The sequence below is a fragment of the Kitasatospora sp. NPDC101183 genome, assembly GCF_044767945.1.
Taxonomy (GTDB): Bacteria; Actinomycetota; Actinomycetes; order Streptomycetales; family Streptomycetaceae; genus Kitasatospora.
Genome location: NZ_JBIWOW010000017.1, coordinates 56,636 through 81,463 on the forward strand (window position 1 = coordinate 56,636; position 24,828 = coordinate 81,463).

The window sequence follows — 24,828 nt, forward strand, 5'->3', positions numbered from 1 at the left end:
GCATGTCGCACTATGTCCAGTTCGCCCCGCGCGCGGCGGGAGGGCGCGCCGGGGAGGCGGCGGGTGAGGACTTACGTCCCGTCAGCGCCGCCGCTCCCCGGGCGGGGGCTTGGGCCCGTCTTGTCGATCAGCTCGGATCAGCGTGCGGCGTCGGGGTGCGTGCATCGCAAGGCGGAGGAGGGAGCCACTGCGGAGCATTGGCGACCGACGACAACGCGGCGAGGTGCGTGCCCCGGCGTCGCACGCCCGGGAATGATCGGCAAGACGGGCCTTAGGGGCGGGTCGCCGGCTGAATGTCGTACGGCGCCGGGTACGGCGTCTCGTACGGGTTCAGCACCAGCCGCACCACGTCCTCCAGCCGCCGCCTGGCGTCCCCGAGGGTGGTGCGGCCGGTCACCCAGGCCGTCAGCTCCCCCTGCCAGGCGTGCACGACGATGTGCCGCACCAGGTCGCTGGCCGCGGGCGGCACCTCGGCCGTCACCGCCTGGAGGGCGGTGCTGTCGGCCCTGGCCATGCCCTGGAGGGCCTCGCTGGCGAAGGGGTCGGTGGAGGCGGCGACGGCCACGCGCAGGCGGGCCAGCTCGGGTTGTCGCTGGTAGGCGCGCATCCCCCCGCGGACGAACCGCACCGCCCGGTCGGTGGCGCCGAGCCCTGCGCGCGGGCCGCGCAGCTCGGCCACCAGGTCGGCGAGCAGCAGGCGGTGCCATTCGGCGATCGCCGCGGCCAGGAGGTGGTCCTTGGAGGAGAAGTAGCGGTACGCCGTCCCCAGGGCGACTCCGGACCGCTCGCAGACCTGCTTCATCTGCAGCCGTTCGACGCCGATCTCGTTCACCAGGGCGAGCGCGGCCGCGATCAGGGAGTCGCGGCGTTCGAGCTGGCGCGGAGACATCGCCTCCACCGGACGTGGTGACAGGTCAACCTTGGTCACCCGCACCATGATACGGGCCGGGGCCGCTCAGGAGTATGACGCCGACCGGCCCCCTTGCGTTCGCCCGGGCTTCACCGGCCCCCGCGGCCCCTGTCGGCGCCCGCCGCCGCTACCGGCGCTCGCGGATCAGCGCCTCCTGGACGGCGGAGGCGACCAGCCGGCCCCGGCGGTCGTAGAACTCGCCGAGGGAGAGGCCCCGGCCGTCCGAGGAGGAGGGGCTGCGCTGGGCGAACAGCAGCCACTCGTCGGCCCGGAAGGGGCGGTGGAACCACATCGCGTGGTCCAGGGAGGCCATCAGCAGGCGGGGCGGCTCGGTGCGCTGGAAGAAGTTCGGCTGCCGGTGCAGCCCGGCGGTGGAGGCCAGGGTGAGGTCGGAGAGGTAGGTGAGCGCGCACACGTGCAGCAGGGGGTCGCCGGGGCGCAGCGGGTCGGCGGGGCGCAGCGGGGAGGCGATGCGCAGCCAGACGAACTGCTGCGGCATCCCGGGCACGGCCTCGGGCACGCCGGGGGCGTCCGCCGGGACGAAGCGCACGTCGAGGTCGCGGAAGCCGCCGGTGCCGGTCATCTCGGCGCGCAGCCCGAAGGCGTCGGGCAGGCTCTCGGGGCCGGGGAGGGCGGGCATCTCGCGGTGGCGGTCGTCGCCCTCCTCGGGGTGCTTGAAGGAGGCGGAGAGGGTGAAGATCGCGGCGCCGCGCTGCACGGCGGTGACGCGGCGGGTGGTGTAGGACAGGCCCTCGCGGACGCGTTCGACCTCGTAGTCGATCGGCCGGGTCGGGTCGCCGGGCAGCAGGAAGTAGCCGTGCAGGGAGTGGACGGCGCGGTCCTCGCCGCAGGTGCGTCCGGCGGCGGTGAGGGCCTGGGCGGCGACCTGGCCGCCGAAGGCCCGCATCGGGGCGCCGGCGTGGCACCGGCCCCGGAACGTGTTCTCGTCGAGCCGCTCGATCTCCAGCAGTTCGGCGAAGGAGCCGTCGGGGCGAGGGGTCTCGGTGTCCTGGTCGGTCAGGTCGGTCACCCGCTCATAGTGGCAGACGGGGCGGCCGGGGCGGTGTGACGGGGGTAACGATCGAGGCACGGCGGCGGGTGGGATCAGATGGTAGAACCTGTTCCAGTCCGATGGGAGGCGGGCGGAGTGTCAGACCCGTCACCTAACGTGCTCGGCATGACGCAATCCGCACACGCGTACGCCTACCTGCGCCCGTCGGCCGTCCTGGACGGCTCCGACGGCCGGCGGCTCGACCTGGCCACCTCCGGGGGAGCCACGCCCCTCGGGGCGGTGGCCAACCCGCGCTTCTTCGCGGGCTTCCTGGCCGACCCCGCGCCGGCGGCGGCCGCGCTGCTCGCGGTCGCGGACGTCGCCGCCGCCCGCTACTACCAGCCGCAGCTGCGCGCCTCGCTCGACCCGGTGGTCACCGCCAACGGGGACAGGCTGCGCTTCGAGTCCTTCTCCGGGTGCTGCGGCGTCTACGCCCGTCTGGACGTGCTCCGGGCCGGGCTCGACGGCGACGACATAGGCCACGGCACCACCAACGTCGACGTCAACAACCCGCTGCGCGAGGCGCTCACCAGGATCGGCCCGTCCGACCCGCTGCACCTCGCCGTCGGGCCGGACGCGCTGGAGGTCACCACCTTCGACGGGCCGCTGGTGGAGAAGAAGGTGCCGCTGCCCGAGCGCTGGCTGCGCGGCTTCGCCGAGACGCAGGTGATCGCCGCCGGGTTCGACCTGCGCGCCGAGCTGCCCGCCGCCGAGGCCGTGCGCTTCCTGCGGTCCCTGCCGCGCGGCGGCGGGCGCTCCGGCGCCGGCTGGGTCGTCCCGGCCGGGCGGACGCTGCGGCCCACGACCCGCCCGGTGCCCGGCGCCGTCTGCCTGCCCGGCCCGGAGCGGCTGGTGGCGCTGCAGCGCGTGCTGCGGCACGCGCTCGCCCTGCGGGTGTACGGGCCGCCGGCGGCCTCCGCGCCCGCCGCCTCCGCCTGGGAGGTCGTGCTGCCCGGCATGCGGCTGACGCTGACGCTCTCGCCGGACGCCTCGCGGGGCTTCTCCGGCGAGGGCGGGGTCCTCGGCGCGCTCGCGGGCCCCACCGTCGAGCAGGACGCCGAGCTGGTCGCGGTGCTCCTCGCCTGGGAGCCGAGGATCGACACCGCCGAGCTGGCCGAGCAGTGCGGGATCGGCGTCGAGCGGGTGCGCGCCGCGCTCGCCCGGCTCGGCACGGCCGGGCAGATCGGCTACGACACCGCCGAGGCCGCCCACTTCCACCGCCAACTGCCGTACGACGCGGCGCGGGCCGAGGCCGCCAACCCCCGGCTGCGGGCCGCCCGGGCGCTGGTCGCGGCGGGCGCGGTGCGCTTCGAGGAGGGCGGGGGCACGGCAGTGGTCGCCGTCGACGACCACGTCCAGCGGGTGCGCACGGACGCGGCGGGGCGGGTGAGCTGCACCTGCCTGTGGTGGGCCAAGTACCGGGGCGGGCGCGGGCCGTGCAAGCATGCGCTGGCGGTCGGGATGGCGCGGTCGGGCGAGGGCTCGGGCACGAACGCGGACACGAACGGGGAGCGGGCATGAGCGGCGGCGACACCGGGGTCCTGTCGGTGATGGAGGCCGAGGAGGGCGTCGAGCGGCTGCTCGCGGCCGTCCGGGCGGGGCGGATGTCCTGGGTACCCGCCCTGGTCGAGAAGCTGGACGCCGCGCAGCGCCGTGCGGCCCTGCCCGGGCTCAAGGCGCTGCGCAAGGAGCTGCGCGACGACTGGTCCCGCACAGGCCTGCCCGCCCGGGGCGCCCTGCTGGTCGCCGGCGCGGGCTGCCACGCCGGCCCGGCGGGCGCCGCCACCTGGATGGCGGGGAGCGACTTCGCCGGGCGCGACTGGGCGCGCGGCCGCGAGCTGGCCGCGGTGGTCGCGGCGCGGCCCGTCGAGTGGCAGGTCGAGGTGGCGACGCGGCTCGCGGACCGCTCCGTCCCGCGCTGGGACTGGTGGCTGTACTACCCGCTGGTCGACGGGATCGTGCGGCGCACCGGCTGCCCGGTGCCCGCCGGCGAGACCTTCCTCCGCGCCTGGCTGGTGCAGGAGTTCGAGGGCGACGGAGGGAAGACCACCCTCGTCGGGAGGCTGCGGGAGAACCCGCACACCCCGCTGCTCGTCCCACTGCTGTTCGAACTCTCCGATGCCTCCCAGGAGTTGGCCTGGAACCAGGGCCGCCGGCCCGGCGACAGCTGGGCGGAGGCGATCGGCGAGATGGCCGCCGCCGGCGACCTGGACCGCGTCGACCTGCTCGACCGCTGCCTGGCCCGGCTGCTGCGCGGCGGGAGGACCGCCGACCAGAAGGCCTTCCTGGAGGTGCTGCGCGCGCTCGCCCCCACGCCCGAGGAGTACGCGGCGCGCCTGCGGGACGTCCTGGCGCTGCTGGACGGGCCCTCGGTGCTCGCCACCCACGCCCAGGAGGTGCTGATCGGGCTGGACGAGGCCGGGCTGACCGGCGCCGAGACGATGGTCGAGGCCTCGGCCGTGGTGCTGTTCCGCACCGAGAAGAAGCTGGTGCGCGCCCAGCTGGGATGGCTGGAGGCGGCCGCCAAGCGCTCGCCCGAGCTGGCCGGGCCGGTGGCGCTCGCTGCGGCCGAGGCCTTCGGGCATCCGGACGCGGGCGTGCAGGAGCGGGCGCTGAACGTGGTGGCCCGCCGGCTCAAGGCCGCCGGGGAGGCCGTGCTGCCCGAACTGCGGCAGGCCGCCGAACTGCTGAGCCCCGCGCACCACGCGCGGGCGGGCGAGCTGTTCGGCGCGCCGGTCGGCGGCCCTGCCGGGGAGGAGGCGGACACGGAGGAACTGCTCCCGCCCGTCCCCGTACCGCTGCCGCTCGGGGAGCCGGTCGGCTCGGCGGCCGAGCTCGCCGAGGAGCTGTCCGCGCTGCTCGCGCGGGAGCGGCCCGAGACCGCCGAGTTCGAGCGGGTGCTGGACGGGCTCGTCCGCCAGGACCGCCTCGACCGGGAGGGGCTGCTCGCCGCGCTGGAGCCCGTGCGCCGCGTCCACCCGTGGAACCACGGCGCCGGCCGCTGGGGGGACTGCGCGCCCCGCGACATCCTGCACGTCGTCGCCTCGATCGCCGGGGAGACGCCGCCGAACCGGCTGTGGGACTCCCTGCGCGGCAAGCGGCGCTCCCCGCTGCGCGGCACGCGCTCCACCGTGTACGGCGGCGCGCTGGCGGCCCGGCTGGAGGAGGCCGCCTGGCAGGTGACGGCCACCCGGCCGCCGTACCTGCTCGCCACGCCGACGGACGCGACCGGGGCGCTCGACCCCGCCGCGCTCGTCGCCCGGCTGGCCGGCTACGAGGCGCAGGGCGTGGCGCCCGGCCAGGTCGACCTGAGCGCCGCCCTGCTGAGGGTCGGCCCGCTCCCGGCGCGGGAGTCCGTGCTGAGGGAGGCCGACGCGCTCGCCTCCCAGGCCGGGCGGCAGCTGGCGCGGTGGCTGCGGTCCGGCGGCGCGCCCGCGCAGCCGTCCGAGCGGGTGGAGTTCGAGCCGGGCAAGGGCATCAAGCGCCGTTCGCGCTACGAGGACCGCTGGTGGGAGGACCTGCGGCGGCTGGCCGTCGCCCAGCCGGGCCTCGACGCGGCGGCCGGCGAGCAGCTCGCCGAGGAGTTCCGGGAGCTGCTCGCCGCCACCGGGCCCAGCGTCGCCCGCGCACGGCGCGACTACGACTGGGGCTGGCTGCCCGTCACGCACTGGGCCGCGATGCTCCCCTGGCACCGGGAGGAGCTGGCGGCCCGCTGGCTCGACCACTTCGCCGAGGCCGCCGACCGCGACCAGCGCGGCCCGGGCCGGCTGCTGCCCCGGCTCGCCGAGGCCGGGGGCCGTGCCGGGCCCGCCGTCCACCTGGCGCTGGCGTACTGCCTGGGCTCGGCCGCGGCCGAGGACCGCACCGGGGCCGTCGACGCGCTGCTCGTCCTCGCCGCCCGGGGCGACCTGGACGCGGCGCTGCTCGGGCGCGAACTGGGCGAGCTGGCGGCCTGGGGGACGGTCAAGACCAACCGGATCGCGGCCTCCCTCGCCCTGGCCGCCGACACCGGCGCCCACCGCACCGTCTGGGCGGTCCTGGCCGCCGCCCTGCCCGGCCTCCTCGCGGCCGACCCGGCGCCCCGGGGCCTCGGCGACCTCCTTGCGGTGGCCGCCGACTGCGCCCGCCGAAGCGGAGCCCGGGGGCCGCTCGCCGAGGTGACGGCGCTGGCGGCGCGCGGCGGCTCCAGCCGGACGGTCAAGGAGGCGCGGGCGCTGCGGGAGGTGCTCGGGGGCTGACGCGCCCTAAGGTGGGCGACTCGCCCCCACACGTTCGGAGTCCTCCCGTGCTGCACCTTCGGCTGATCGTTCCGCCCGACCTGAGGGGCGAGGTTCTCGGCTGCCTGGACGACGTGGTCGGGGTGACGCACGTGGCGGTGCTGCCCGGGGCGGCGGTGCGGCCGGCGGGGGACGTGGTGCTGTGCGACGTGGCGCGGGAGTCGGCGGACGAGGTGCTGGCGGCGCTGCGGGCGACGGGGGTGACGGAGCGCGGGGCGATCGACGTCTCGGGGCTGGACCTGTCCCTGTCGGCGGCCGCGGAGGAGGCGGAGCGGGAGGCGCCGGGGGAGGGCGCGGACGCGCTGGTGTGGGAGCAGGTCTCGGAGATCACCCACGAGGAGTCCACGCTCTCCGGGGTGTTCCTGGCCTTCCTGACGGTGGCGACCATGCTCGCGGCCTGCGGCGCCGTGCTGGACAGCGCGATCCTGGTCGTCGGCGCGATGGCGGTCGGGCCGGAGTTCGGGCCGCTGGCCGGGCTCTGCGTGGCGCTCGTCCAGCGCCGCGCCCGGCCGGCGGTGCGCTCGCTCACCGCGCTGGTGGCGGGCTTCGCGGTGGCGATGGCGCTGACCGTCGTCTTCGGGCTGGTGATGGACGGCCTCGGACTGTTCAGCGAGGCGAAGTTCGACGCGGCGCGCCCGAACACCTCGTTCATCTGGCAGCCGGACGCGACCTCGTTCGTGGTCGCCTTCCTCGCGGGAATCGCCGGGCTGTTGTCGCTGACCTCCGCGAAGGCGGGCACCCTCGTCGGCGTGGCGATCTCGGTGACCACCGTCCCGGCCGCCGCCAACGCGGCCGTCGCGCTGGGGTACGGCAAGGTGGACCAGTTCTGGGGCTCCAGCGTGCAGTTGCTGCTCAACCTCGCCGGGATCGTGCTGGCGGGGGTGCTGACGCTGGTGGTGCAGCAGGAGGCGTGGGCGTCGATCCGTCGGCGGTGGCGGAAGCGGAAGCAGGCCACGAACAGACGACGGGTGGCGGGGAACGGCTGACAGGTGTCGGCGAACAGAAAACAAAAAACAGATGACAGCGAACAGATAACAGCGAACAGATTTCAGATGACAGATAACAGCGAACGGATGTCAGCGAACAGACGATGAAATCTGTTCGCTGAATTCTGTGATCTGTTCGCCCGCCTCCGGAGCGGCCCCCGCCACCGCCCGCCACCACGGCTGGACGGCCGGAGGACCGGCAGGTTCGAAGGGGCGGCCCGGGCGGGGGACGGCGAGGCGGGCGCCGAGGGCGCGGGCGGCGGCGAGGACCCGTTCGGCGGGCTCCTCCCAGGGGTGCATGGCGAGGTTGAAGGTGCACCAGTGGATCGGGAGCAGCAGGTCGCCCCCGAGGTCCAGGTGGGCCCGGACGCCCTCCTCCGGGGTCATGTGCACCTCGGGCCAGAACCGGCTGTACGCGCCGACCTGCATCATCGTCGCGTCGAAGGGCCCCAGCCGGCGCCCGATCTCGGCGAACCCGGGGAAGTACCCGGTGTCCCCGCTGTGGAAGACCCGGTGCCCGCCGCCCGCCACCACCCAGGAGGCCCACAGGAACAGCGGGCTGGTGCGCGGCCCGCGCGAGCAGTAGTGCCGGGCCGGGGTCGCGGTCAGGGTCAGCCCGGCGACCTCGGCGCTCTCCCACCAGTCCAGCTCGACGATCCGCCCCGCCGGCACCCCCCAGTGCTCCAGATGCGCCCCGACCCCCAGCGGCACGGCGAACACCGCCTCCGTCGAGGCCAGGGCCCGGACGGTGGCCATGTCGAGGTGGTCGTAGTGGTCGTGGGAGACCACCACCACGTCCACCGGCCCGAGTTCGGACAGCGGCAGCGGCACCGGGTGCAGCCGCCGGGGCCCCGTCCAGGAGAACGGCGAGCAGCGCTCGCCCCACACCGGGTCGATCAGCACCCGCCGCCCGCCGATCTCGGCGAGGACGGTGGCGTGGCCGAGCCAGGTCAGCCGCAGGCCGGAGGCGGGCGCTTCGGCGAGGTCGGAGGGCAGGAGCCGGTGGACGGGCACGGCGGCGGTCGGGGAGCGGCGGGTCTTGTCCCCGGTCAGCTGGGCGTGGGTGATCTCCAGCGGGCTGCGCTCGTACACCAGCCGCCGGGTGGGCAGGGGGTTGCGGAAGGCGCCGTCGGCGAACTGGGGCGAGCGCCGGATGCGGGCCAGCCGCTCGCCCCGGGGCTCGGCCCCGAAGGCGTCGGTGCGCACCCGGTGCCAGGCCGCGCGGGGCAGTCCGGCGAGTCCGGGGACGGCGCGGGCGGCGGAGGGGGTGGTCGGCGGGACGAAGAGGGCGGACAGACCGGCGAGGCGGGAGAACCAGGGGACGGGGCGGGGCACGGCTCCTCCAAGGACGGTCACGGCTACCGGGCGTGCCGGGGCGCGTACCGCGACGGCCACCGGGGCCTGTGCGGTACGACAACCATCTCGTCGGAGGTTACTCGTCGTGCGCCGTCCGGACCCGGTGGAGGCCCGGGCGCGGGCCGAACGGCGTACCCGGGCCCGGGCGGCGCACCCGGGCGCTCAGGCGTAGAACCGGGTGATCGTCTCCGCGACGCAGTGCGGCTTGGCGCCCCCCTCGCTGGTGACGGTGAAGCGCACCACCACCTGCACCCCGCCGGCCACCTCGGTGGCCGACAGCAGCTCGGCGGTGGCCCGGATCGCCGTGTCCACGGGAACGGGGGAGGGGAAACGCACCTTGTCCGAGCCGTAGTTGAGCGCCATCCGCACGCCCTCGACCCGGTAGCACTCCGCCGCGAACACCGGGATCATCGCCTGGGTCAGGTAGCCGTGCGCGATGGTCGAGCCGAAGGCGCTGTCCTTCGCCCGCTCCGGGTCCACGTGGATCCACTGGTGGTCCCCGGTGGCCTCGGCGAACAGGTCGATCCGGCGCTGCCCGATCGTGTGCCACCGGCTGGTGCCCAGTTCGGTGCCGACGGCGGCGGTCAGCTCGGCGAGGGAGGCGAAGCTCGTCACGGTGCGCTCCTGGAGGGGGAGGGGCCCCGGATCGGGGCCAGGACGCCGGAAGCGTATGCCTACCCGCCGGTATCCGTCACGGCCCACCGGGAATGAGCGCGGAACGGCCTCAGGCCCGCCCCGACGTTGACCGCCCTGCCGCCGTCCGCTCTGCCGCCGTCCGTCCCGACGCCGTCCGCCCCGCCGAGAACAGCAGCCGCCGGCCGCTGACCAGTTCCGGCACCAGCGCGACGAACACCGGCTCCGGGCCGCCCACCCACGGCCGCAGCCCGCTGCGCAGCACCCGCTCCGCCCGCTCCACCTGCTCCGCCCGCCGCAGGACGTCGGCCCGCCCGTGCACCAGCACGCTCCAGCCGGTCCGGGTGACCGGGTCCAGCAGGTCCGCCTGGAAGGCCACCACCGTGCCGTCGAGGCCCCGCGCGGTGCTGCTGTCCCTGCGCACCGCCAGCACCAGCCGCCCGTCCAGCACCTCGAACGAGACCGGCAGCACGGCCGGCAGCGCGTGCTCGGTGTACACCACGCGCCCCACGGGCACGGTGCTGAGCAGCCGCAGGCACTCGGCCTCGCTCAGGGTCTCCACGCGGTCCTCACGCTCCATGCGTCCGATCGTCCACCGACGGGCGCGCGCGCCGATAGGGCCCATGGTCCCTGAGCGGACGGGTCGGGAGCCCCGCCGGGGGCCCCGCGGGGCGGTAGCCTGCCCGGCGACGGACGTACGGGACGCGGACGTACGGCACCGGGGCCCTCGGGCCCGCGGCGCACGAGCAGGAGGGGGCGCACGCATGGCGGGCGGGGTGGACCTGGTGGTGATCGGGGCGGACGGCGGGCCCGACCGGGCCTTCGCGGGATCGGCGCACGCGCCGCAGGGGGCGGGGCTGCTGGCCGGGGTGCTGCCCGGGATGTTCTTCGACACCGGGGCGGCGGGCTGCCGGGTCACCGCCGTCGATCCGGGGGCGGACGCCAACGCGATGCTCACCGCCGTCCGCGACACGGCGCAGCACTCCGGCCGCTGGCTGGTGGTGTGCCTGGTCGGCCAGCTGGTCGCCGACCCGCGCGGGCGCCGGCTCGCCCTCGTCACCGCCGGCAGCACGGGCGACAACGCCTACCGCCGGGGCCTGGCCTGGGACTGGGTGGTCAGCGCGATGGTGCACGGCGACCACGAGGAGGCGCTGCTGGTGGTCGACGCCGTCGCCGACAAGGACACCTGGGCGGCCCTGGAGCGCGGCGGCGGCGAGGACGGCGCCGGCGAGCTGCTCAGCTACCCGAGGGTGCCGCTGTGGGGCAGGGTCGGCCGCTTCACCGCGGGCAGACGCGGCCGGGACGCCGTACTCCCGGGCGACGAGGGCTCGTTCAGCAGCGCGCTGACCACCGTCCTGCGCCACGGCGTCCCGGGTGCCCCCGCGGCCGTCGCCCCGCTGGACCTCCAGCCGGCCGTCGCCCCGCTCCTCGACACGGGGGGATCCCCCGCCGCGCCCGGCGCACGCCTGCTCGTTCCGCCGCACGGCGGGCGCCTGTTGATGCGCAATCGGGCCGCCGTTCGGGGCGCATTGGCCGGATTGTCGCTTTCCGAAGAACTGTTGGCCGTCCTGTGGCGGGAAAGCGCCCCGACGGAACCGCCTTCCGCGTAAGGTCAGGGGGCCTGAGGTGTTGCCGTGATGGGGTGGGTTGGCGAAGAATCGATCCCCGGCGGAAACTCCGACGAGGCGGCGGAATTCCTGAGGCGACCGTGGCTCACGGATCGGTTCGGTCGCGACGAGGTGGGGCGATGCGGCAGCGCGGAAATGTGTTGCGCCCTGGGGCGGTTGGGGTCGGTGGGGCGGTTCTGGTGGTGCTTCTCGGTGCGTGCGCGAGCGGTGGTTCCGGTGGTTCCGCCGATCGTCTCGGGACGGGTGCGCCCACGGTCGCGGCAGTGAACCCGCTCACTCCTTCGGGTGGTCCGGGTTCGGGGGCGTCCGCGCCGACGGACGGGCCGGAAGGCGCCATGTCCAGGCTCGCCCTGAGCACCTATCAGGACTGGTGGAAGGCCCAGGCCGACGCCTTCGGCAGTGCGGATTCGGACGGAATCGCCCTGGAGGCGTTCTCCTCGGGCCGCGCTCTGACCGACACTCTGGTGGGGCTGCGTCAACTCCACGCCGCGAAACTGGTGATGACCGGGGCCCCCCGCAATTCCCCGGTGGTCACGGCCGTCGACCTGAAATCCGATCCGCCCACCGCCGTGATCGAGGACTGCGTCGACGTTTCGGGCTGGCAGCGGGTCGACGCCGCGAGCAAGGCCGTACGGGAACCGAGTGGAGCGCTGCGCCGGTACGTCGCCACGGCGTCCCTGCGCAGGTTCCAGGAGCACTGGCTGATCTACGACTTCAAGCGAGAGGCGGGCCGGACATGCTGAATTCGCGCAAACGGGGCGCACGGTTCGCGGTCGTCGCATCGCTGTCCGCGGGACTGCTGATCACCCCGGCGGTCACGGCGGCGGCGGACGACCCGGGGGGTGCCGACGCCACAGCCTGTTTTCCGAACGTGATCTGCGAGCACGCCGACGGCGGCTCGAAGACGCCCGGGCCCGGCTCCACCGGGTCGGGCGGCGGGGGCGGCGGCGACGCCGGGGTGCCGGTGTGCAGCTACCACGGCGTCGAGTGGGCCTGCCACGACCCCGAGCGCGGCTGGTTCGACAACAGCAAGGGCTGCTACTACCGGCCGGCGCCCGAGCAGCCGTCCGAGAGCGACCGGGTCTGGGAGGGGCACAACGCCACCCAGGGCTCGATCTACTCCGTCGCCTGCCCCGGCACGGACGGCGCCCTGACGGCGGAGCTCAAGTTCGTGGAGAACGGGGCGGCGCCGAAGGTGATCTCCCCGGAGGACGTCGCCCGCGACCTCGTCTATCACAAGATCCACTTCCCCAAGCCCGTCCCCGGCCTCGCGCCGAAGGAGACGGCCGTGGTCAACAGTCCGGTCTGGCTCTGGGTGGAGGGATCGGCCACCCCCGCGCCGAAGACCGCCAGCGCGGGCGCCTCCTCCGTCACCGTCACGCCCCGGCTGGTGAAGGTGAGTTGGGACTTCGACGGGCAGAAGGTCGACTGCGACACCGTCGGCACCCCGTACGACCCGAAGTACGGCGGCGCCAAGTCCCCCGACTGCCCGACGGAGTTCAAGACCGGCTCGGGCGCTCGCAAGAACGGGGTGTTCGCCGCCTCGGTGCGCACCTCCTGGGCGGCCGACGTGGTCATCACCGGGCCCGGGGCCAGGACGTACACCATCGGCGGCCTCTACCAGGACAGCGGGGCCTTCACCTTCCGGGTGGCCGAGGTGCAGGTCCTCAACTGACCGTACGGGCCGGGCGGTTCGACCACGACCGCCCGGCGGGCAGCAGTGCCGAGTGAGCAGCAGTGCCGAGTGAGCAGCAGTGACGAGCACGAACGCGGACGAACGAGGACGAGGGAAGGGCGGAACCCGGTGGACAACCGTACGCTCGCGACGCCGGGAGCCGGCACACCCGCAGGCGCCGCGGCGTCCGTGGCCGTGCCCGAGCAGCAGGAGCAGGGCGGCGGCGGCCGCCGGGGCCGCGCCGCGCCGCACGCCCCCGGCCGGGCGATGGGCGCCCGGCGCCGGCGCCCGGCGGTGCTGGCGATGGCCGTCGCGCTGATAGCCGCCGGCGGGCTCGGCGGCGCGGCCCTGTACAACAGCACCGGCCAGCGCGTCGCCGTGCTGGCGCTCGCCCGGGACGTGCCCTGGGGGCAGGTGATCACCGAGGACGACCTCGTGGTGGCCCGCATCGCCGGGGACCCGGCCCTGCACCCGCTCTCCGCCCAGGACCGCGCCCGGGTGGTCGGCATGCGCGCCGCCACCGACCTCAAGCGCGGCGCCATGCTCACCGGCGCCGACGTCGCCCAGGGGCTCAGCGTCCAGCCCGGCCAGATCGTGGTCGGCGTCTCCGCCAAGCGCAGCCAGCTGCCCGCCGGCCGGCTCCAGGCGGGCATGCAGGTCGTCGTGGTCTACACCCCGGACGGCGGACGGGCCGACTCGCTGCCGGCCACCGTCATCACCGTCGGCCGGGTGGACACCGACGGCAGCCAGGTGATCGACGTCGCGGTCGGCGCGGCGGACGGGCCCCGGTTGGCCCAGTGGGTCGCCGCCGGGCGCCTCCAGGTGCTGCTCGCCCCGCGCGCCGCCTCGGCCGCCGGGGCCGGCGCCGCGGGCGATGTGCCCGCACCCGCGCCCACCGCCGCCCCCGCCGCCACGCCCACCGGCGCGGCACCCGCCACCGGCGGGGCCGCCACCCCCGGCCGCGCGGCCTCAGGGCCCCCCGCCGCGACGGGCGGGCCCTGATGGCGGTGATCGCGGTGGCCGGCGGCCCGGGAGCCCCCGGGGCGACCACCACCGCCCTGGCCCTGCTGCTCGCCTGGCCGCTGGCGCCCGGGCGCCGCGTCCTCCTCGTGGAGGCCGACCCGGACGGCGGCGCCGTGCTCGCCGGCGCCCTGGAGGGCCGCGTCGAGGCCGTGTACGGGCTGCGCAACCTCGCCGTCGCCGACCGGCGCGGACTGCTCGCCCAGACCATCTGGGAGCAGCTGATCGACCTCTCGCCCGAGGGCGACGCCCGCCGCCTGCTGCTGCCCGGCCTCACCGACCCCGCCCAGGGCCCCGGCCTCGCCTACACCTGGGAGCCGCTGGCGGAGCTGCTGCACGGCCTGGAGGCGCAGGGCTACGACGTCATCGTGGACCTCGGGCGCTCCGGCGCCACCGGGCCGAGCGCCGTGCTGGCCCGCCGGGCCGACGCGGTGGCGGCCGTGGTCCGCACCACCCTGCGCGGGCTCAGCTCGGCCCGCCCCCGGCTCGCCGCGCTCGCCGAGGACCTCGCCTCCGGCGGCACCGGCGCGGACGCGCTCGGGCTGCTGCTGGTCGCCGAGGGGCCGTACCCGGGGGCGGAGGTGGCGCGGGAGTTCGGGCTGCCCGTGCTCGGGACGCTGCCGCACGCCGTGCGCACCGCGCGGGTGCTCTCGGACGGCGGGGACACCGCCGACCGGCGCTTCGTGCGCTCGGAGTTGATGCGCACCGCGCGCTCGGCGGCGGACGAGGTGCACCTGCTGGTGCGCCGTCGGCGCCAGCGGCTCGCGCCCTCCCCGGCGGCCCTGCCGGGCGGGTCCCCGGCCGCCGCACCCGCGCCCACCGGGGCGCCCGTCGCCATGCCCGCCCCCGGTGCGATGCCTGTCGCCGTGCCCGTCGCCGTGCCCGCCTCGATGCCCGTCGCGATGCCCGCGCCGGGGCCGATACCCGGGCCGGTACCCCCGGTGCCCGGGCCCGTGGCGCCCGCGCCCGTACCGCCGTTCCCCGTACCGCCGTCCCCCGCCCCGCCCGCGCCGGCCCCGCCCGTACGTCCCGTGCCCGGCCCGGTGCCGACGTACCGGGCCCCCGGGCCGTACGTGGCCGCGGACCCGTACGGCGGCGGCGCGGCCGAACCGCCCTCGTACGCCCCGCCGGTGATCACCACCGGCCCGGTGGCGCCGCTCGCCGGGCTGGCGCCGCAGCCGGCCGCGCCCGCGCCGTTCCCCGCGCACGTCCAGCCGCGCCACGGCGCGCCCGACGGCCAGTACCCGCTCCAGCAGCCGGTGGTGACGAACCGTCAGGACGCCGTGGACGGGCAGTGCCCGCCGTACGACCCCGAGGAGGTGCTCCGTGCGCGGTAGCCCCCTGCACCAGCACCCCTCCGCCGACCCGGCGGCACTGCCCTGGGCGGCGCCCGCCCCGGCCCTCGCCGTCACCACCGGGCCCGTCCAGGCGCCCGCGCCCCAACAGCCGTACCGGCCCGGCCCGGTGGCACCCCAGGGCCCCGCCACCCCCACCGCCGTCCCCTCCCAGCTGCCCGCCCTCGACCCGCGCGGCGCCGGAACCCGCCCCGCCGTCGACCCGCAGGTCGCCCGCGAGCTCAAGCGCCAGGTCGCCGCCGAACTCCACCAGCAGATCGCCCGGTTGACCACCGCCTCCGGCTCCGACCCCGACCGCGCCACCCGCCGCCAGCGCGGCCGCGCGCTCATCGAGGAGGCCGTCGCCCGCTGGTCCGACGCCTACGCCCAGACCCACGGCATCCCGCCCACCCGCGACCAGGACCGCGCCCTCTCCGAGGCCGTCTTCGACCTGCTCTTCCGCGCCGGGCGCCTCCAGCCCTACCTCGACGACCCCGAGATCGAGAACATCCTCATCAACGGCTGCGACGACGTCTGGGTCTCCAAGGTCCACCAACCCCTGCGCCAGGTACCGCCGGTGGCCGACACCGACGCCGAACTCGTCGAGCTCCTCCAGGACCTCGCCCGCCAGCACGGCGGCGGCGAGCGCAGCCTCTCCACCGCCAGCCCCACCCTCGCCCTGCGCCTGGAGGGCGGCATGCGCCTCCAGGCCCTCACCGAGGTCACCCCCCGCCCCTACGTGGCCATCCGCCGCCACAGGGTCGCCTCCGCGACCCTGCCCGAGATGGTCGAACTCGGCACCCTGGACGCCACCTTGGCCGCCTTCCTGGCCGCCGCCATCCGGGCCCGCAAGAACGTCATGATCACCGGCACCCAGGGCGTCGGCAAGACCAGCCTGCTGCGCGCCATGGCCGCCGAGATCCCGCCGGACGAGCGGATCGGCACCCTGGAGTCCGAGTTCGAGCTCTGGCTGCACACCCTCGGCCACCTGCGCCAGGTCGTCCCCATGGAGGCCCGCGAGGGCAACGGCGAACGCGTCGAGGGCCGCCTGGCAGGGGAGTTGACGCTCGGCGACCTCATCCCCGCCGCCCTGCGGATGACGCTCTCGCGCATCATCGTCGGCGAGGTACGCTCCGGCGAGGTCGTCCCGATGCTGCGCGTCATGACCAACGGCGAGGGCGGCTCCATGTGCACCCTGCACGCCCGCGGCCCGCACATGGTCGTCGACCGCATCGCCGAACTCTGCCTGGAGTACGGCTCCCACATGACCGACGCCCTCGCCTACCGCCTCACCGCCAACGCCCTGGACCTCATCGTGCACGTCACCATGGTCGACGAGACCGCCGTCGGCGGCCGCCGCCACCGCTTCGTCTCCCACGTCCTGGAGGTCACCGGCCTCGGCGAGAGCGGCCGCCCCGCGCTCAACACCGTCTTCGGCCCCCGGCCCGAGTACGGCGAGCCCCGGGCCGTCCCGCACACCCCGCCGCAGTGCCTGGACGACCTGCGCCGGGCCGGCTTCGACGCCTCCCTCCTCGGCTCCCGGTACGGGAGCTGGGCCACCCCGCTGCAGCTGCGGATCGGCGGTGGCCCGCGATGATGCTCCTCTACGCCCTGTGCGGCCTCGTCCTCGCCGCCGGCCTCGTCGCCCTCGCCGTCTGGGCGCGCGGCAGCGAACCCGTCCCCGAGGACCAGGAGGACGGCAACCCGCTCGCCACCCGCCTGCACGTCCTCTGGTACGGCGCCCCCGGCGCGGCCAACCCGCGCATGGTGCGCCTGCGCCGCCTCCAGTTGCCGCTCGCCCTCGTCGGCGCGCCCCTGGCCTGGCTGTTCACCGGCATCCCGCTCACCGCCCTGCTGGTGCCGCTCGGCGTCTTCGGCCTGCCCTGGCTCTTCGACACCACCCGCCCGGACACCCACCGCATCGAGCGGCTGGAGGCCCTGTCCGAGTGGACCCAGCGCATCGCCGACGTGCTGCTCCTCGGCGTCGGCCTCAACCAGGCCATCGTCACCAGCCGCCGCACCGCCCCCGCCGCCCTGGAGGAGGAGATCGGCGAGCTCGCCTCCCGCCTCCAGGCCCGCTGGCGCCCCGAGGAGGCGCTGCGCGCCTTCGCCGACGGCATCGCCGACGCCACCGCCGACAAGGTCCTCGCCGCCCTCGTGCTGCGCGCCGGGGACAGCGGCCCGGGCCTCGCGCGGGCGCTGTCCGACATGGCCGACTCGGTGCGCGAGGAGGTCCGCCAGCGCCGCGCCATCGAGGCCGACCGCGCCAAGCACCGCACCACCATCCGCTGGCTGGTCGGCATCATCGTGCTGGTCGTCACCGTCGGCTCGTTCAACAGCGAGTACACCCGGCCGTACGGCACCTTCCTCGGCCAGGTCGTCCTCGCCGTCGTCGCCGCCCTGTTCGTCGCGATCATCGCCTGGATGCGGGCACTGGCCTCCCACCCGCCCGTGCCCCGGCTCCTCGTGCCGGACCGCCGCAGCAAGAGCGGGCGCCGCCTGCGCATCCGCACCGAGGACAACGACGAGCAGATGGAGGAGGCCCGGTGATCTCGCCCTGGTCCGTCCTGGCCGGAGCCGTCGCCGCCGGCGGCCTCGCCCTGCTGATCTCCGAACTGCGGCCCGCGCCACCGGACCTGCGCCAGGCCATGGACCGGCTGCACCGCACCCCCGCCGACCGGCCGGAGGACCCGGACGCCCGCCCGAGCTGGTACGACCGGATCGGCGAACGCGCCCTGGAGGTCCGCGGGATCACCGTCCCGCGCCGCGAACTCTCCCTGATCGGCCGCAGCCCGGCCCGGTACATGGTGCACAAGCTGCTCTTCGCCGCCCTCGGCCTGGCGATGCCCGCCTACCTCGGCGCGCTGGCCGCGCTGATGGACGTCGGATTCTCCTTCGCCCTGCCGCTGGTCGTCGGCCCCCTGCTGGCCGGGCTGCTCTGGTTCGTCCCCGACGCCGTCGTGCGCGGCGAGGCCAAGCAGGCGCGCACCGAGTACCTGCACGGCATCGCCGCCTACCTCGAACTCGTCGCCATGGAGCGGGCCGCCGACTGCGGACCGGCCGAGGCGCTGCGCCGCGCCGCCTCCGTCGGGCAGGGCGTGGTGATCCTGCGCATCCGCGACGCCCTGGAGCGCGCCGCCACCGACCGCCTCCCGCCCTGGGCCGGACTCGACGCGCTGGCCGAGGAGTTGGGCCTCAGCCCGCTCCAGGACGTGGCCGACATCATGCGGATCTCCGGTACGGACGGCGCCGCCGTGTACGACACCCTGCGCGCCCGTGCCAAGGGCCTGCGCGGAGAGCTCCTCGCCGAGGACCTCGCCCGGGCCAACGCCGACAGCGAGCGGATGGTCGCCCCCGGGGCGGCGCTGACCCTGCTGATGACCGTCCTGATCGTCTTCCCGGCCCTCCACCAGATGCTCAACTGAGCCGATGGCCACCCACGTTGCGACCGCAACACCTCCGTCCGCAACACCCCCGACCGCGACACCTCCGTCCCCAGTTCCAGAACCCGGGAGCGCCCCGATGACCGTCCGAACCGTCCACCAGGCCGCCGCCAGAGCGCTGCGGACCTTCCTGTGGCCCGTCCTGCTGCCGGTGCAGTTCGCGCTGCTGCTGTTCACCTTCCGCCTCGGCCGGCTGCGCGCCGCCCGGGCGCGCGGCGACCGGGGCGCGATCAGCATCGAACTCGCCCTCGCCATCATCGCGTTGGTGTTCGTCGCGGGCGCCGTCGCGGCCGCGATGTACATCCTCAAGGACAAGGTGGTCAAGAAGGTCGAGCAGGACCCGAACGCCCCCGGCGGTGCGGCCGGTGGCGGTGCGGGCGCCGGCGGTGCGGCGGGTGCGGGCGGCTCCACGTCGTGATCCGCCGTCCTCGCCCGCGCGGCGACCGGGGGTCGATGAGCCTGAGCCTGGCCTTCGTCTTCCCGGTCGTCCTCTTCCTCCTGCTGCTGATCGTCCAGGCCTCCCTGTGGTGGTACGAACGGCAGTTGGCGCTGACGGCCGCCCGCGAGGGCGTGGACGCCGGCCGGGTGCAGGGGAACGCGACGGACGAGGTCAAGAACGAGGCGGCGCGCCGGCAGGCCCGGGACTTCCTCGAGCGCCAGGGCGCCCACTCCTACACCGTGCTCACGGACGGCAGTTCGCCCGACACCATCCGCGTCACCGTGGAGGTCACCGCGCCGCTGCTGCTGCCCGGCCTGCACGGGCCCGCCATCCGGCAGTACGCCGAGGCGCCGCGCGAGCGGTTCGTCCCCCCGGCGGTGACGGGGTGAGCCGGTGGACGGGCTGGGCGGGCTGGGCGGAGCGGACGAGGCTGCGGCGGCTGCGGCGCCGGGACGAGGGTGGGCTGGCGATCGAGGCGGCGCTGATCACGCCGACCGTCGTCGCCCTCGTCCTGGTGGCCGTCGCCGCCGGCCGGGTGCAGACCGCGGCCGGCACGATCGAGGCGGCGGCCCGCTCCGGTGCCCGTACGGCCTCGCTCCAGCGCGACCCCGACGCCCGGGAGAAGCCCGCCAGGGAGTCCGCCCTCGCGACGCTCGCCCAGCAGGGCGTGGTCTGCCGCAGCAGCGAAGTGCGCTACCGGACGGGGCGGTTGCAGCTGCCCGGCGGGCCCGTCGACACGGTGACCGTCACCGTGGCGTGCGAGGTGGAGCTGACCGACCTGCTCGGCGGGCCGACGGGGGTGGGCGTGGCCAAGCGCCTGGAGGGCAGCTTCACCTCCGTCGTCGACCGCTACCGGGGGCGGTGACGGTGCGCGCGCGGACCCGGGCGGGCATGCGGGCGGCGACCGGGCGCGCGGCGCCCCGGATCGCGGGCCCGGGCGGGGGATTGGGGACGCCCCGGGCGGGGGAGACGCAAGCGGAGAGCGCACGGGGGCGGCGCGGCGCGGCCGGAAGGCGCCCGCCGGGGGAGCGCGCGGGGCACGGGACGTACGGGGAGCACGGCGGGCCGGGAGGGGGTGACGACGGGATGGGGCGCACGCGCACGGGGCTTGCCCTGCGGCGGCTTCGCGGCCGGCGCGGCGACGGCGGCGCGGTGTCCCTGTTCGTCGCGCTCTGCGCCGGCGGCCTGGTCGTCGTCATCGCCCTGGTGATCGACGTCGGCGGCCGCCTGCGCGTCGCCGAACGGACGGACGCCTGCGCCCAGGAGGCCGCCCGCGTCGGCGGCCAGCAGCTGGACCAGGCCGCGGTGTTGCAGGGCCGGGGCGTCAAGGTTCAGCAGGAGTACGTACGGCAGGCGGCCGACGCCTACCTGGCGGAGTGCGGCGGCCTGCGGGCCGGGGACATCGCCTTCTCCGGCGACGGCAGGGTCGTCACCGTCACGGTGCAGGCGCCGTTCAAGCCGGTGCTGCTGGGCGGGCTCGGAAAGCGGATGGTAACGGGCAGGGGCAGTGCGACCCTCGTCCACGGAGTCGAGAAGGCGGAGACGGACTGATGGCCGCGCCACGTGCCAAGGACAAGGGCCTCAAGGACAAAGGCGTCAAGGACAGGGGCGTCACGGACCGGGCCGCCGGGGGGCGGGCCCGTGCCGCGAGGAGCGGGCCCGCCCGGCCCGGCCGCCCCGGCGCCGGACACGGGGCCGGGCGGGGGCCCGGACGCGGGCGCGCCGCCGGGGTGCTGACGGCGCTCGCCGCCCTCGTCACCCTGCTCGCCCTGCTGGTCGGCCTGCCCGCGCTGCTGGTCTACGGCACGCGGGCCGTCGCCGGGATGGGCGAGGTCGCGCCGAACGGCGTCGGCCAGGCGCTCACCAGCGCGGACGACGGGCAGCTGTTCCTGTGGGTACTGGTCGGCGTCGGCTGGCTCGCCTGGGCCTGCTTCGCGCTGTCCGTCCTGCTGGAGGTCCCCGCGCAGCTGCGCGGCCGCATCGCCCGGCGGATCCCCGCGTTCGGCTGGAGCCAGCGGATCGCCGCCGGGCTCGTCGGCTCCGTCCTCGCGCTGCTGCCCGTGGCCGGCTCCGCCTTCGCCGCCGTCCCCGAACTCGGCCACTCCGCCGCCGCCCCGGCCCGGGTCACGGCCTCCGCGCCGCGCGCCGCCCTGCCCGCCGCCGACCGGACGGCCCCCGCGCTGGCGCCCGCCGCCGAGCAGCAGCCCACCTACACCGTGCGCGACAGCCGGCCCGCCGACAGCCTCTGGTCCATCGCCGAGCAGCAACTCGGCTCGGGCGAGCGGTGGGTGGAGATCGCCAAGCTCAACGACGGGCGGGCGATGGACGGTTCGGGCGTGCGCTTCGACGCCGACCGGCCGATCCAGCCCGGCTGGGAGCTGCTGATGCCGGCCGACGCCAAGCCGGACGCGGCGAAGGCCCCCGCCCCCGCCCCGGCCCCCGCACCCGCTCCCGCGCCGCCCGCCCCCTCCGCCCCCGCGCCGGCCCAGACCCCGCAGGCGGGCACCGGGACGGGCGCCCACGCCACGGTCACGGTCCAGGAGGGGGACAGCCTCTCCGCCATCGCCCAGCGGGAGTTGGGGGACGCGGAGGCCTGGCCGAAGCTCTTCGAGGCCAACAAGGGCGTGCAGGCGCCGGACGGGGAGCGGCTCACGGACCCGGACGTGCTGGCGCCGGGCATGGTGCTCGCGGTGCCGGGGGCTCCTGCCCCTGCCCCGGCTCCCGCGCCTTCGCAGGACCAGCCGCCCGCGCAGCAGGCCCCGGCCCCCGCGCAGCCCGCCCCCGCGCAGCCCGCGCCCGCCCAGCAGGCCCCGGCGCACACCCCCGACCCCGCGCCCGCCGCGCACGCCGAGGCCGCGCCCAGCGACGACTACAGCACCGCCCTCGCCGCCTCCGCCGTCGGCGTGCTGCTCGCCGCCGTCATGATCGGCACCGTCGCCCACAAGCGCGGCACCCAGCTGCGCGCCCGCCGCCCCCGCCACCGCATCCCCATGCCCGAGGCCGAGGCCGCCGCCTTCGAGAACGAGCTGCGCGCCCGCCAGGACGGCCACGGCCTCGACCTCCTCGACCGGGCCCTGCGCACCCTCGCCCGCAACACCGTGCGCGGCGGCAAGCGCCTGCCCGCCATCGTCGCCGCCCGGATCACCCCCGCCGGCACCATCGAGCTGCACCTGTCCGGCCCCGCCACCCCGATCGCGCCGTTCCGCGCCGCGCACGCCGCCAACGTCTGGTGGTGCGGCGACGACGCGCCCGACCTGCTCAGCGCCTCCCAGGCCCGCAAGCACGCCGCGCCCTACCCCGCCCTGGTCACCCTCGGCACCGCGCCCGACGGCTCGGTGGTGCTCGCCGACCTGGAGGCCGTCCGGCTGCTCCACCTGTCAGGCCACCCCGACGACGCCCGGGACGTGCTGCGCACCCTCGCCGTCGAGCTGGCCCACAGCCCGCTGGCCGACCGGCTGCACCTGCACCTCGTCGACCTCGCCGAGGAGGTGCCGATCAGCGGCCCCGCCGCCGAGCGCGTCCACCGCCACGCCACCCTGGAGGCCGCGCTCGCCGCCCTCGGCCCGCGCACCGCCAAGGCCCGCGCCACCCTGGTCGCCGCCGACGCGGCCAGCCCGCGCGACGCCCGCAGCCGGGGCCAGGCCGACGAGGCGTGGACGCCGGAGATCGTCCTGTGCGCCCACCAGCCCGGCGGCGAACTGCCCGCCGAGCTCGGGCGCCTGCTCGACGCCCGCCCGCGCACCTGCGTGGCCGTCGTCACCCGCGCCCCCGAGCGCGGCACCGGGCCCGTCGCCCGCTGGACCCTGCCCACCGCCGGGCAGGCGGCCATCCCCGGGCTGCACCTGACCGTCGAACTGCAGCGGCTCACCGGGCACCAGTACGAGCAGGTCGCGGAGCTGCTCCGGGTCGCCGAGGACACCACCCAGCACCCGGCCCCGGCTTGGACACTGGACGGGCCCGGGTTCGACGAGGACGACGACACCGCCGAACTGCGGCCGCCCGTACCGGTGCTGGCGGGGGTCGGCGCCGCGCTCGGCGCCTCCGCGTCCGTCTCCGTCGACGGAGAGTCGGGGCCGGCGGCCGGGCCGAGGATGCTCGCCCGGGTCATCGGCACCGGCGCCAGCCCGTTCGCCGGTACCGACCCGGTGACGCCCGCGCCCGCGCCGGTGCTGACCAAGGCGTCCGCGGCGCCCACCGCTTCCCTGACGTCCACGGCGTCCACGCAGGTCATGCCCGCGGTGCCGGCCGCCGCCGTTGTTCCCGTTGTTCCGGCCGTGCCCGCTGTTCCCGCGCAGGCGACGCCCGAGTCCACGCCCGCCGGGCCCGCCCGCTTCGCCGTCAACGGCCAGGGCCGCCTGGCCTCGACGGGCGAGGCGGACGAGACCACGCTGGGCCTGCGGCTCCCCGAGGCGCCCGAAGCTCCCGACGCTCCCGAGACCTCCGGGGCCCCGGACGTGCCGGAGGAGCCGGCCGGGGAGCCCGCCGCCGCGCAGGCCGTGCCCGTCGTGCAGCCGGTGCAACCGGTCGGGCCCTCGCCGGAGCCGTCCGTGGAGCCTTCCGCAACGCCTTCCGCAACGCTTTCCGCGGAGCCCGAGCCCGGCCCCGCCGCCGTCGTCCCCGTGGCCCGCACCACCCCGGGGCGCAGCGACAGCGACGACCTGCTGGCCATACTCCGCTCCCCGGAGGCGCACGCCACCCGCAACTCCCCGCGCATCCGCCTGCTCGGCCCGGTCGACGTGTCCGGCCTGCGCGGCAGCGCCGAACCGGGGGCCCTCGCCCGGCTCACCGAACTGGCCGTCTACCTGGCGCTGCGCCCGGGCGCCGACCACATCGCCCTGGACCACGACCTCCACCCCGGCGCCGCGCACCTCGACCCGCACCCCACCACGATCGCCGGTGCCGGGAGCCCGCTGCCGGCCAAACTCGCCGACCTGGCGGGCTGGTTCGGCACCTCGCCCGAGGGCCGCCCCTTCCTGCCGACCGACTCCGCCGAGGGCTACGCCTTCACCCCGGCCGTCACCTGCGACTGGGACGAGTTCCGCAGCCTCTACCGGCGCGGCATGCGCAGCACCAGCGCCACCGCCGACGCGGCCCTCGCCCACGCCCTGGCCCTGGTGCGGGGCGCCCCGTTCGCCGAGGCCCCGCCCGCCTCGTACGGCTGGGCGGAGTCGGAGCGCCAGGACATGATCGCGGCGATCGTCGACACCGCGCACGAACTGGCCGCCCGCCGTCTGCAGTACGGCGACCACCGCAGCGCCGAGGCCGCCGTGTTCCGGGGCCTCGCCGTCGCCCCGGACGTCGAGCTGCTGCACCGGGACCTCTTCTACGCATACGCCTCCGCCGGTGCCCGGGACCAACTCCTGCGCGCCGTCAACCGCCTGGACGCGCTGAGCCGCCGCACCGGCCGCGACCTCGACGCCGACACGGTGGCCCTCCTGCGCGACCTGCTCGCCGGCTCCTGAGCCCTGGGCCCGTTCTCCGGCCCGCTTCTCGTCCGGGGAGCGGGCCGACGGGCTCGGCTCAGCGCAGCCAGTCCTCGATGGCCGCGAAGTCCGCGTCCCCGAGGCCGCGTTGGGGATTGACGCGGTGCAGCAGCGTCCGGGCGGGGGAGTGGGCGGCGACCCAGCGCCGGTCGACGGCGGTGATCTCGTCGTCCACCCAGACGAACGGCCGCCCCGCCGCCCAGGCGACCAGGGGGCGGGTCTTCCAGTGCAGCCCCGGCGGGTCGTCGCCGTCCTCGCCCTCGTACGCGTCCTCGGGCGGCCACTCGACGAAGGGCAGCGGTGGCAGGCCGAGCCAGGGCGCGAGGCGGTCGTTGGCCTCCTCCTCCCAGGTGGTCGCCCACACCAACACGCAGGGCAGGCGCAGGAGTCGGCGTCCGACGGCCGGATCCGCCCGCGCCAGCAGGGGGTTGTCGTCCGGGGCCGGTGCGCGTCCGTGGGCGCCCCGGTGGAGGGGACGGCCGCCCGGCGGGGGCGGGCCGAAGGGGATGAGGGGCCCGTCGACGTCGAGGAACAGCAGTGGTGTGCCCGAACTCGCCATGACGGCACGATAGTGCGGCGCGGCGCGCCGATCG

Annotated in this window: 22 protein-coding genes; 16 read left to right on the forward strand and 6 right to left on the reverse strand. The window is 76.5% G+C overall.

Annotated features, from left to right (window positions below):
- Nucleotides 1-271: 271 nt before the first annotated feature.
- Together ACIRRS_RS24110 and ACIRRS_RS24115 are read right to left on the reverse strand one after the other, a co-directional pair.
- A complete protein-coding gene (locus ACIRRS_RS24110; RefSeq protein WP_402974260.1) occupies nucleotides 272-928 on the reverse strand; it encodes a TetR/AcrR family transcriptional regulator in 657 nt (218 codons plus the stop codon).
- A 109-nt stretch (nucleotides 929-1,037) separates the two neighbouring features.
- Nucleotides 1,038-1,940: an acyl-CoA thioesterase gene (locus ACIRRS_RS24115; RefSeq protein ID WP_402974263.1), complete on the reverse strand. Its 903-nt coding sequence runs from the start codon at nucleotides 1,938-1,940 to the stop codon at nucleotides 1,038-1,040.
- 147 nt (nucleotides 1,941-2,087) lie between these two features.
- On the opposite strand from ACIRRS_RS24115, the gene ACIRRS_RS24120 reads away from it, so the two are divergent.
- The 3 genes from ACIRRS_RS24120 to ACIRRS_RS24130 are packed head-to-tail and all read left to right on the forward strand — an operon-like array spanning nucleotide 2,088 to nucleotide 7,224.
- Nucleotides 2,088-3,482 carry an SWIM zinc finger family protein gene (locus tag ACIRRS_RS24120; RefSeq protein ID WP_402974265.1) on the forward strand — a complete coding sequence of 465 codons (1,395 nt, stop codon included), beginning with the start codon at nucleotides 2,088-2,090 and terminating at the stop codon, nucleotides 3,480-3,482.
- Nucleotides 3,479-6,199 carry a DUF6493 family protein gene (locus ACIRRS_RS24125; RefSeq protein WP_402974268.1) on the forward strand — a complete coding sequence of 907 codons (2,721 nt, stop codon included), beginning with the start codon at nucleotides 3,479-3,481 and terminating at the stop codon, nucleotides 6,197-6,199. The genes ACIRRS_RS24120 and ACIRRS_RS24125 overlap by 4 nt, the downstream gene beginning before the upstream one ends.
- Nucleotides 6,200-6,246: 47 nt before the next feature.
- Nucleotides 6,247-7,224, forward strand: coding sequence for a DUF389 domain-containing protein (locus tag ACIRRS_RS24130; protein ID WP_402974271.1), 978 nt, complete (start codon nucleotides 6,247-6,249; stop codon nucleotides 7,222-7,224).
- 90 nt (nucleotides 7,225-7,314) lie between these two features.
- Here ACIRRS_RS24130 and ACIRRS_RS24135 read toward each other — a convergent pair whose 3' ends face one another.
- The 3 genes from ACIRRS_RS24135 to ACIRRS_RS24145 all read right to left on the reverse strand — a co-directional run bounded on the left by ACIRRS_RS24135 (nucleotide 7,315) and on the right by ACIRRS_RS24145 (nucleotide 9,793).
- The gene (locus ACIRRS_RS24135) at nucleotides 7,315-8,454 is read right to left on the reverse strand and encodes an MBL fold metallo-hydrolase (protein ID WP_402974609.1); all 1,140 of its coding nucleotides are present in this window, start codon (nucleotides 8,452-8,454) and stop codon (nucleotides 7,315-7,317) included.
- 288 nt (nucleotides 8,455-8,742) lie between these two features.
- Entirely contained in the window at nucleotides 8,743-9,195 is a 453-nt protein-coding gene (locus ACIRRS_RS24140; RefSeq protein WP_402974274.1) for a MaoC family dehydratase, read from the reverse strand.
- Nucleotides 9,196-9,304: 109 nt separating this feature from the next.
- Complete coding sequence (locus ACIRRS_RS24145; RefSeq protein ID WP_402974277.1) at nucleotides 9,305-9,793, reverse strand: pyridoxamine 5'-phosphate oxidase family protein; 489 nt, start codon at nucleotides 9,791-9,793, stop codon at nucleotides 9,305-9,307.
- Nucleotides 9,794-9,977: 184 nt separating this feature from the next.
- On the opposite strand from ACIRRS_RS24145, the gene ACIRRS_RS24150 reads away from it, so the two are divergent.
- From ACIRRS_RS24150 to ACIRRS_RS24210, 13 genes are all read left to right on the forward strand, one after another.
- A complete protein-coding gene (locus ACIRRS_RS24150) occupies nucleotides 9,978-10,823 on the forward strand; it encodes a hypothetical protein (protein WP_402974280.1) in 846 nt (281 codons plus the stop codon).
- Nucleotides 10,824-11,176: 353 nt separating this feature from the next.
- Nucleotides 11,177-11,584 (forward strand): hypothetical protein, encoded by a 408-nt coding sequence (locus ACIRRS_RS24155; RefSeq protein WP_402974283.1) that lies wholly within the window; start codon nucleotides 11,177-11,179, stop codon nucleotides 11,582-11,584.
- Nucleotides 11,578-12,516 (forward strand): hypothetical protein, encoded by a 939-nt coding sequence (locus ACIRRS_RS24160; RefSeq protein WP_402974286.1) that lies wholly within the window; start codon nucleotides 11,578-11,580, stop codon nucleotides 12,514-12,516. The genes ACIRRS_RS24155 and ACIRRS_RS24160 overlap by 7 nt, the downstream gene beginning before the upstream one ends.
- Before the next feature lie 129 nt (nucleotides 12,517-12,645).
- The gene (locus tag ACIRRS_RS24165; protein ID WP_402974289.1) at nucleotides 12,646-13,518 is read left to right on the forward strand and encodes an SAF domain-containing protein; all 873 of its coding nucleotides are present in this window, start codon (nucleotides 12,646-12,648) and stop codon (nucleotides 13,516-13,518) included.
- Nucleotides 13,518-14,873, forward strand: coding sequence for a hypothetical protein (locus tag ACIRRS_RS24170; RefSeq protein WP_402974292.1), 1,356 nt, complete (start codon nucleotides 13,518-13,520; stop codon nucleotides 14,871-14,873). Before ACIRRS_RS24165 ends, ACIRRS_RS24170 begins: the two co-directional genes overlap by 1 nt.
- On the forward strand, nucleotides 14,863-16,467 hold the full coding sequence (locus tag ACIRRS_RS24175) for a CpaF family protein (protein WP_402974295.1): 1,605 nt from the start codon (nucleotides 14,863-14,865) through the stop codon (nucleotides 16,465-16,467). Before ACIRRS_RS24170 ends, ACIRRS_RS24175 begins: the two co-directional genes overlap by 11 nt.
- Complete coding sequence (locus ACIRRS_RS24180) at nucleotides 16,464-17,420, forward strand: type II secretion system F family protein (protein WP_402974298.1); 957 nt, start codon at nucleotides 16,464-16,466, stop codon at nucleotides 17,418-17,420. Before ACIRRS_RS24175 ends, ACIRRS_RS24180 begins: the two co-directional genes overlap by 4 nt.
- Nucleotides 17,417-18,295, forward strand: a complete 879-nt coding sequence (locus ACIRRS_RS24185; protein WP_402974301.1) for a hypothetical protein — start codon at nucleotides 17,417-17,419, stop codon at nucleotides 18,293-18,295. Before ACIRRS_RS24180 ends, ACIRRS_RS24185 begins: the two co-directional genes overlap by 4 nt.
- Before the next feature lie 97 nt (nucleotides 18,296-18,392).
- Nucleotides 18,393-18,731 (forward strand): hypothetical protein, encoded by a 339-nt coding sequence (locus ACIRRS_RS24190; protein WP_402974303.1) that lies wholly within the window; start codon nucleotides 18,393-18,395, stop codon nucleotides 18,729-18,731.
- 35 nt (nucleotides 18,732-18,766) lie between these two features.
- On the forward strand, nucleotides 18,767-19,141 hold the full coding sequence (locus ACIRRS_RS24195) for a TadE/TadG family type IV pilus assembly protein (RefSeq protein ID WP_402974305.1): 375 nt from the start codon (nucleotides 18,767-18,769) through the stop codon (nucleotides 19,139-19,141).
- On the forward strand, nucleotides 19,138-19,617 hold the full coding sequence (locus ACIRRS_RS24200; protein WP_402974308.1) for a TadE/TadG family type IV pilus assembly protein: 480 nt from the start codon (nucleotides 19,138-19,140) through the stop codon (nucleotides 19,615-19,617). Before ACIRRS_RS24195 ends, ACIRRS_RS24200 begins: the two co-directional genes overlap by 4 nt.
- A 221-nt stretch (nucleotides 19,618-19,838) precedes the next feature.
- Nucleotides 19,839-20,303, forward strand: coding sequence for a hypothetical protein (locus ACIRRS_RS24205; protein WP_402974310.1), 465 nt, complete (start codon nucleotides 19,839-19,841; stop codon nucleotides 20,301-20,303).
- On the forward strand, nucleotides 20,303-24,214 hold the full coding sequence (locus ACIRRS_RS24210) for a LysM peptidoglycan-binding domain-containing protein (RefSeq protein ID WP_402974313.1): 3,912 nt from the start codon (nucleotides 20,303-20,305) through the stop codon (nucleotides 24,212-24,214). Before ACIRRS_RS24205 ends, ACIRRS_RS24210 begins: the two co-directional genes overlap by 1 nt.
- A gap of 58 nt (nucleotides 24,215-24,272) precedes the next feature.
- Here ACIRRS_RS24210 and ACIRRS_RS24215 read toward each other — a convergent pair whose 3' ends face one another.
- Complete coding sequence (locus ACIRRS_RS24215; protein ID WP_402974316.1) at nucleotides 24,273-24,794, reverse strand: HAD domain-containing protein; 522 nt, start codon at nucleotides 24,792-24,794, stop codon at nucleotides 24,273-24,275.
- Nucleotides 24,795-24,828 lie beyond the last annotated feature (34 nt).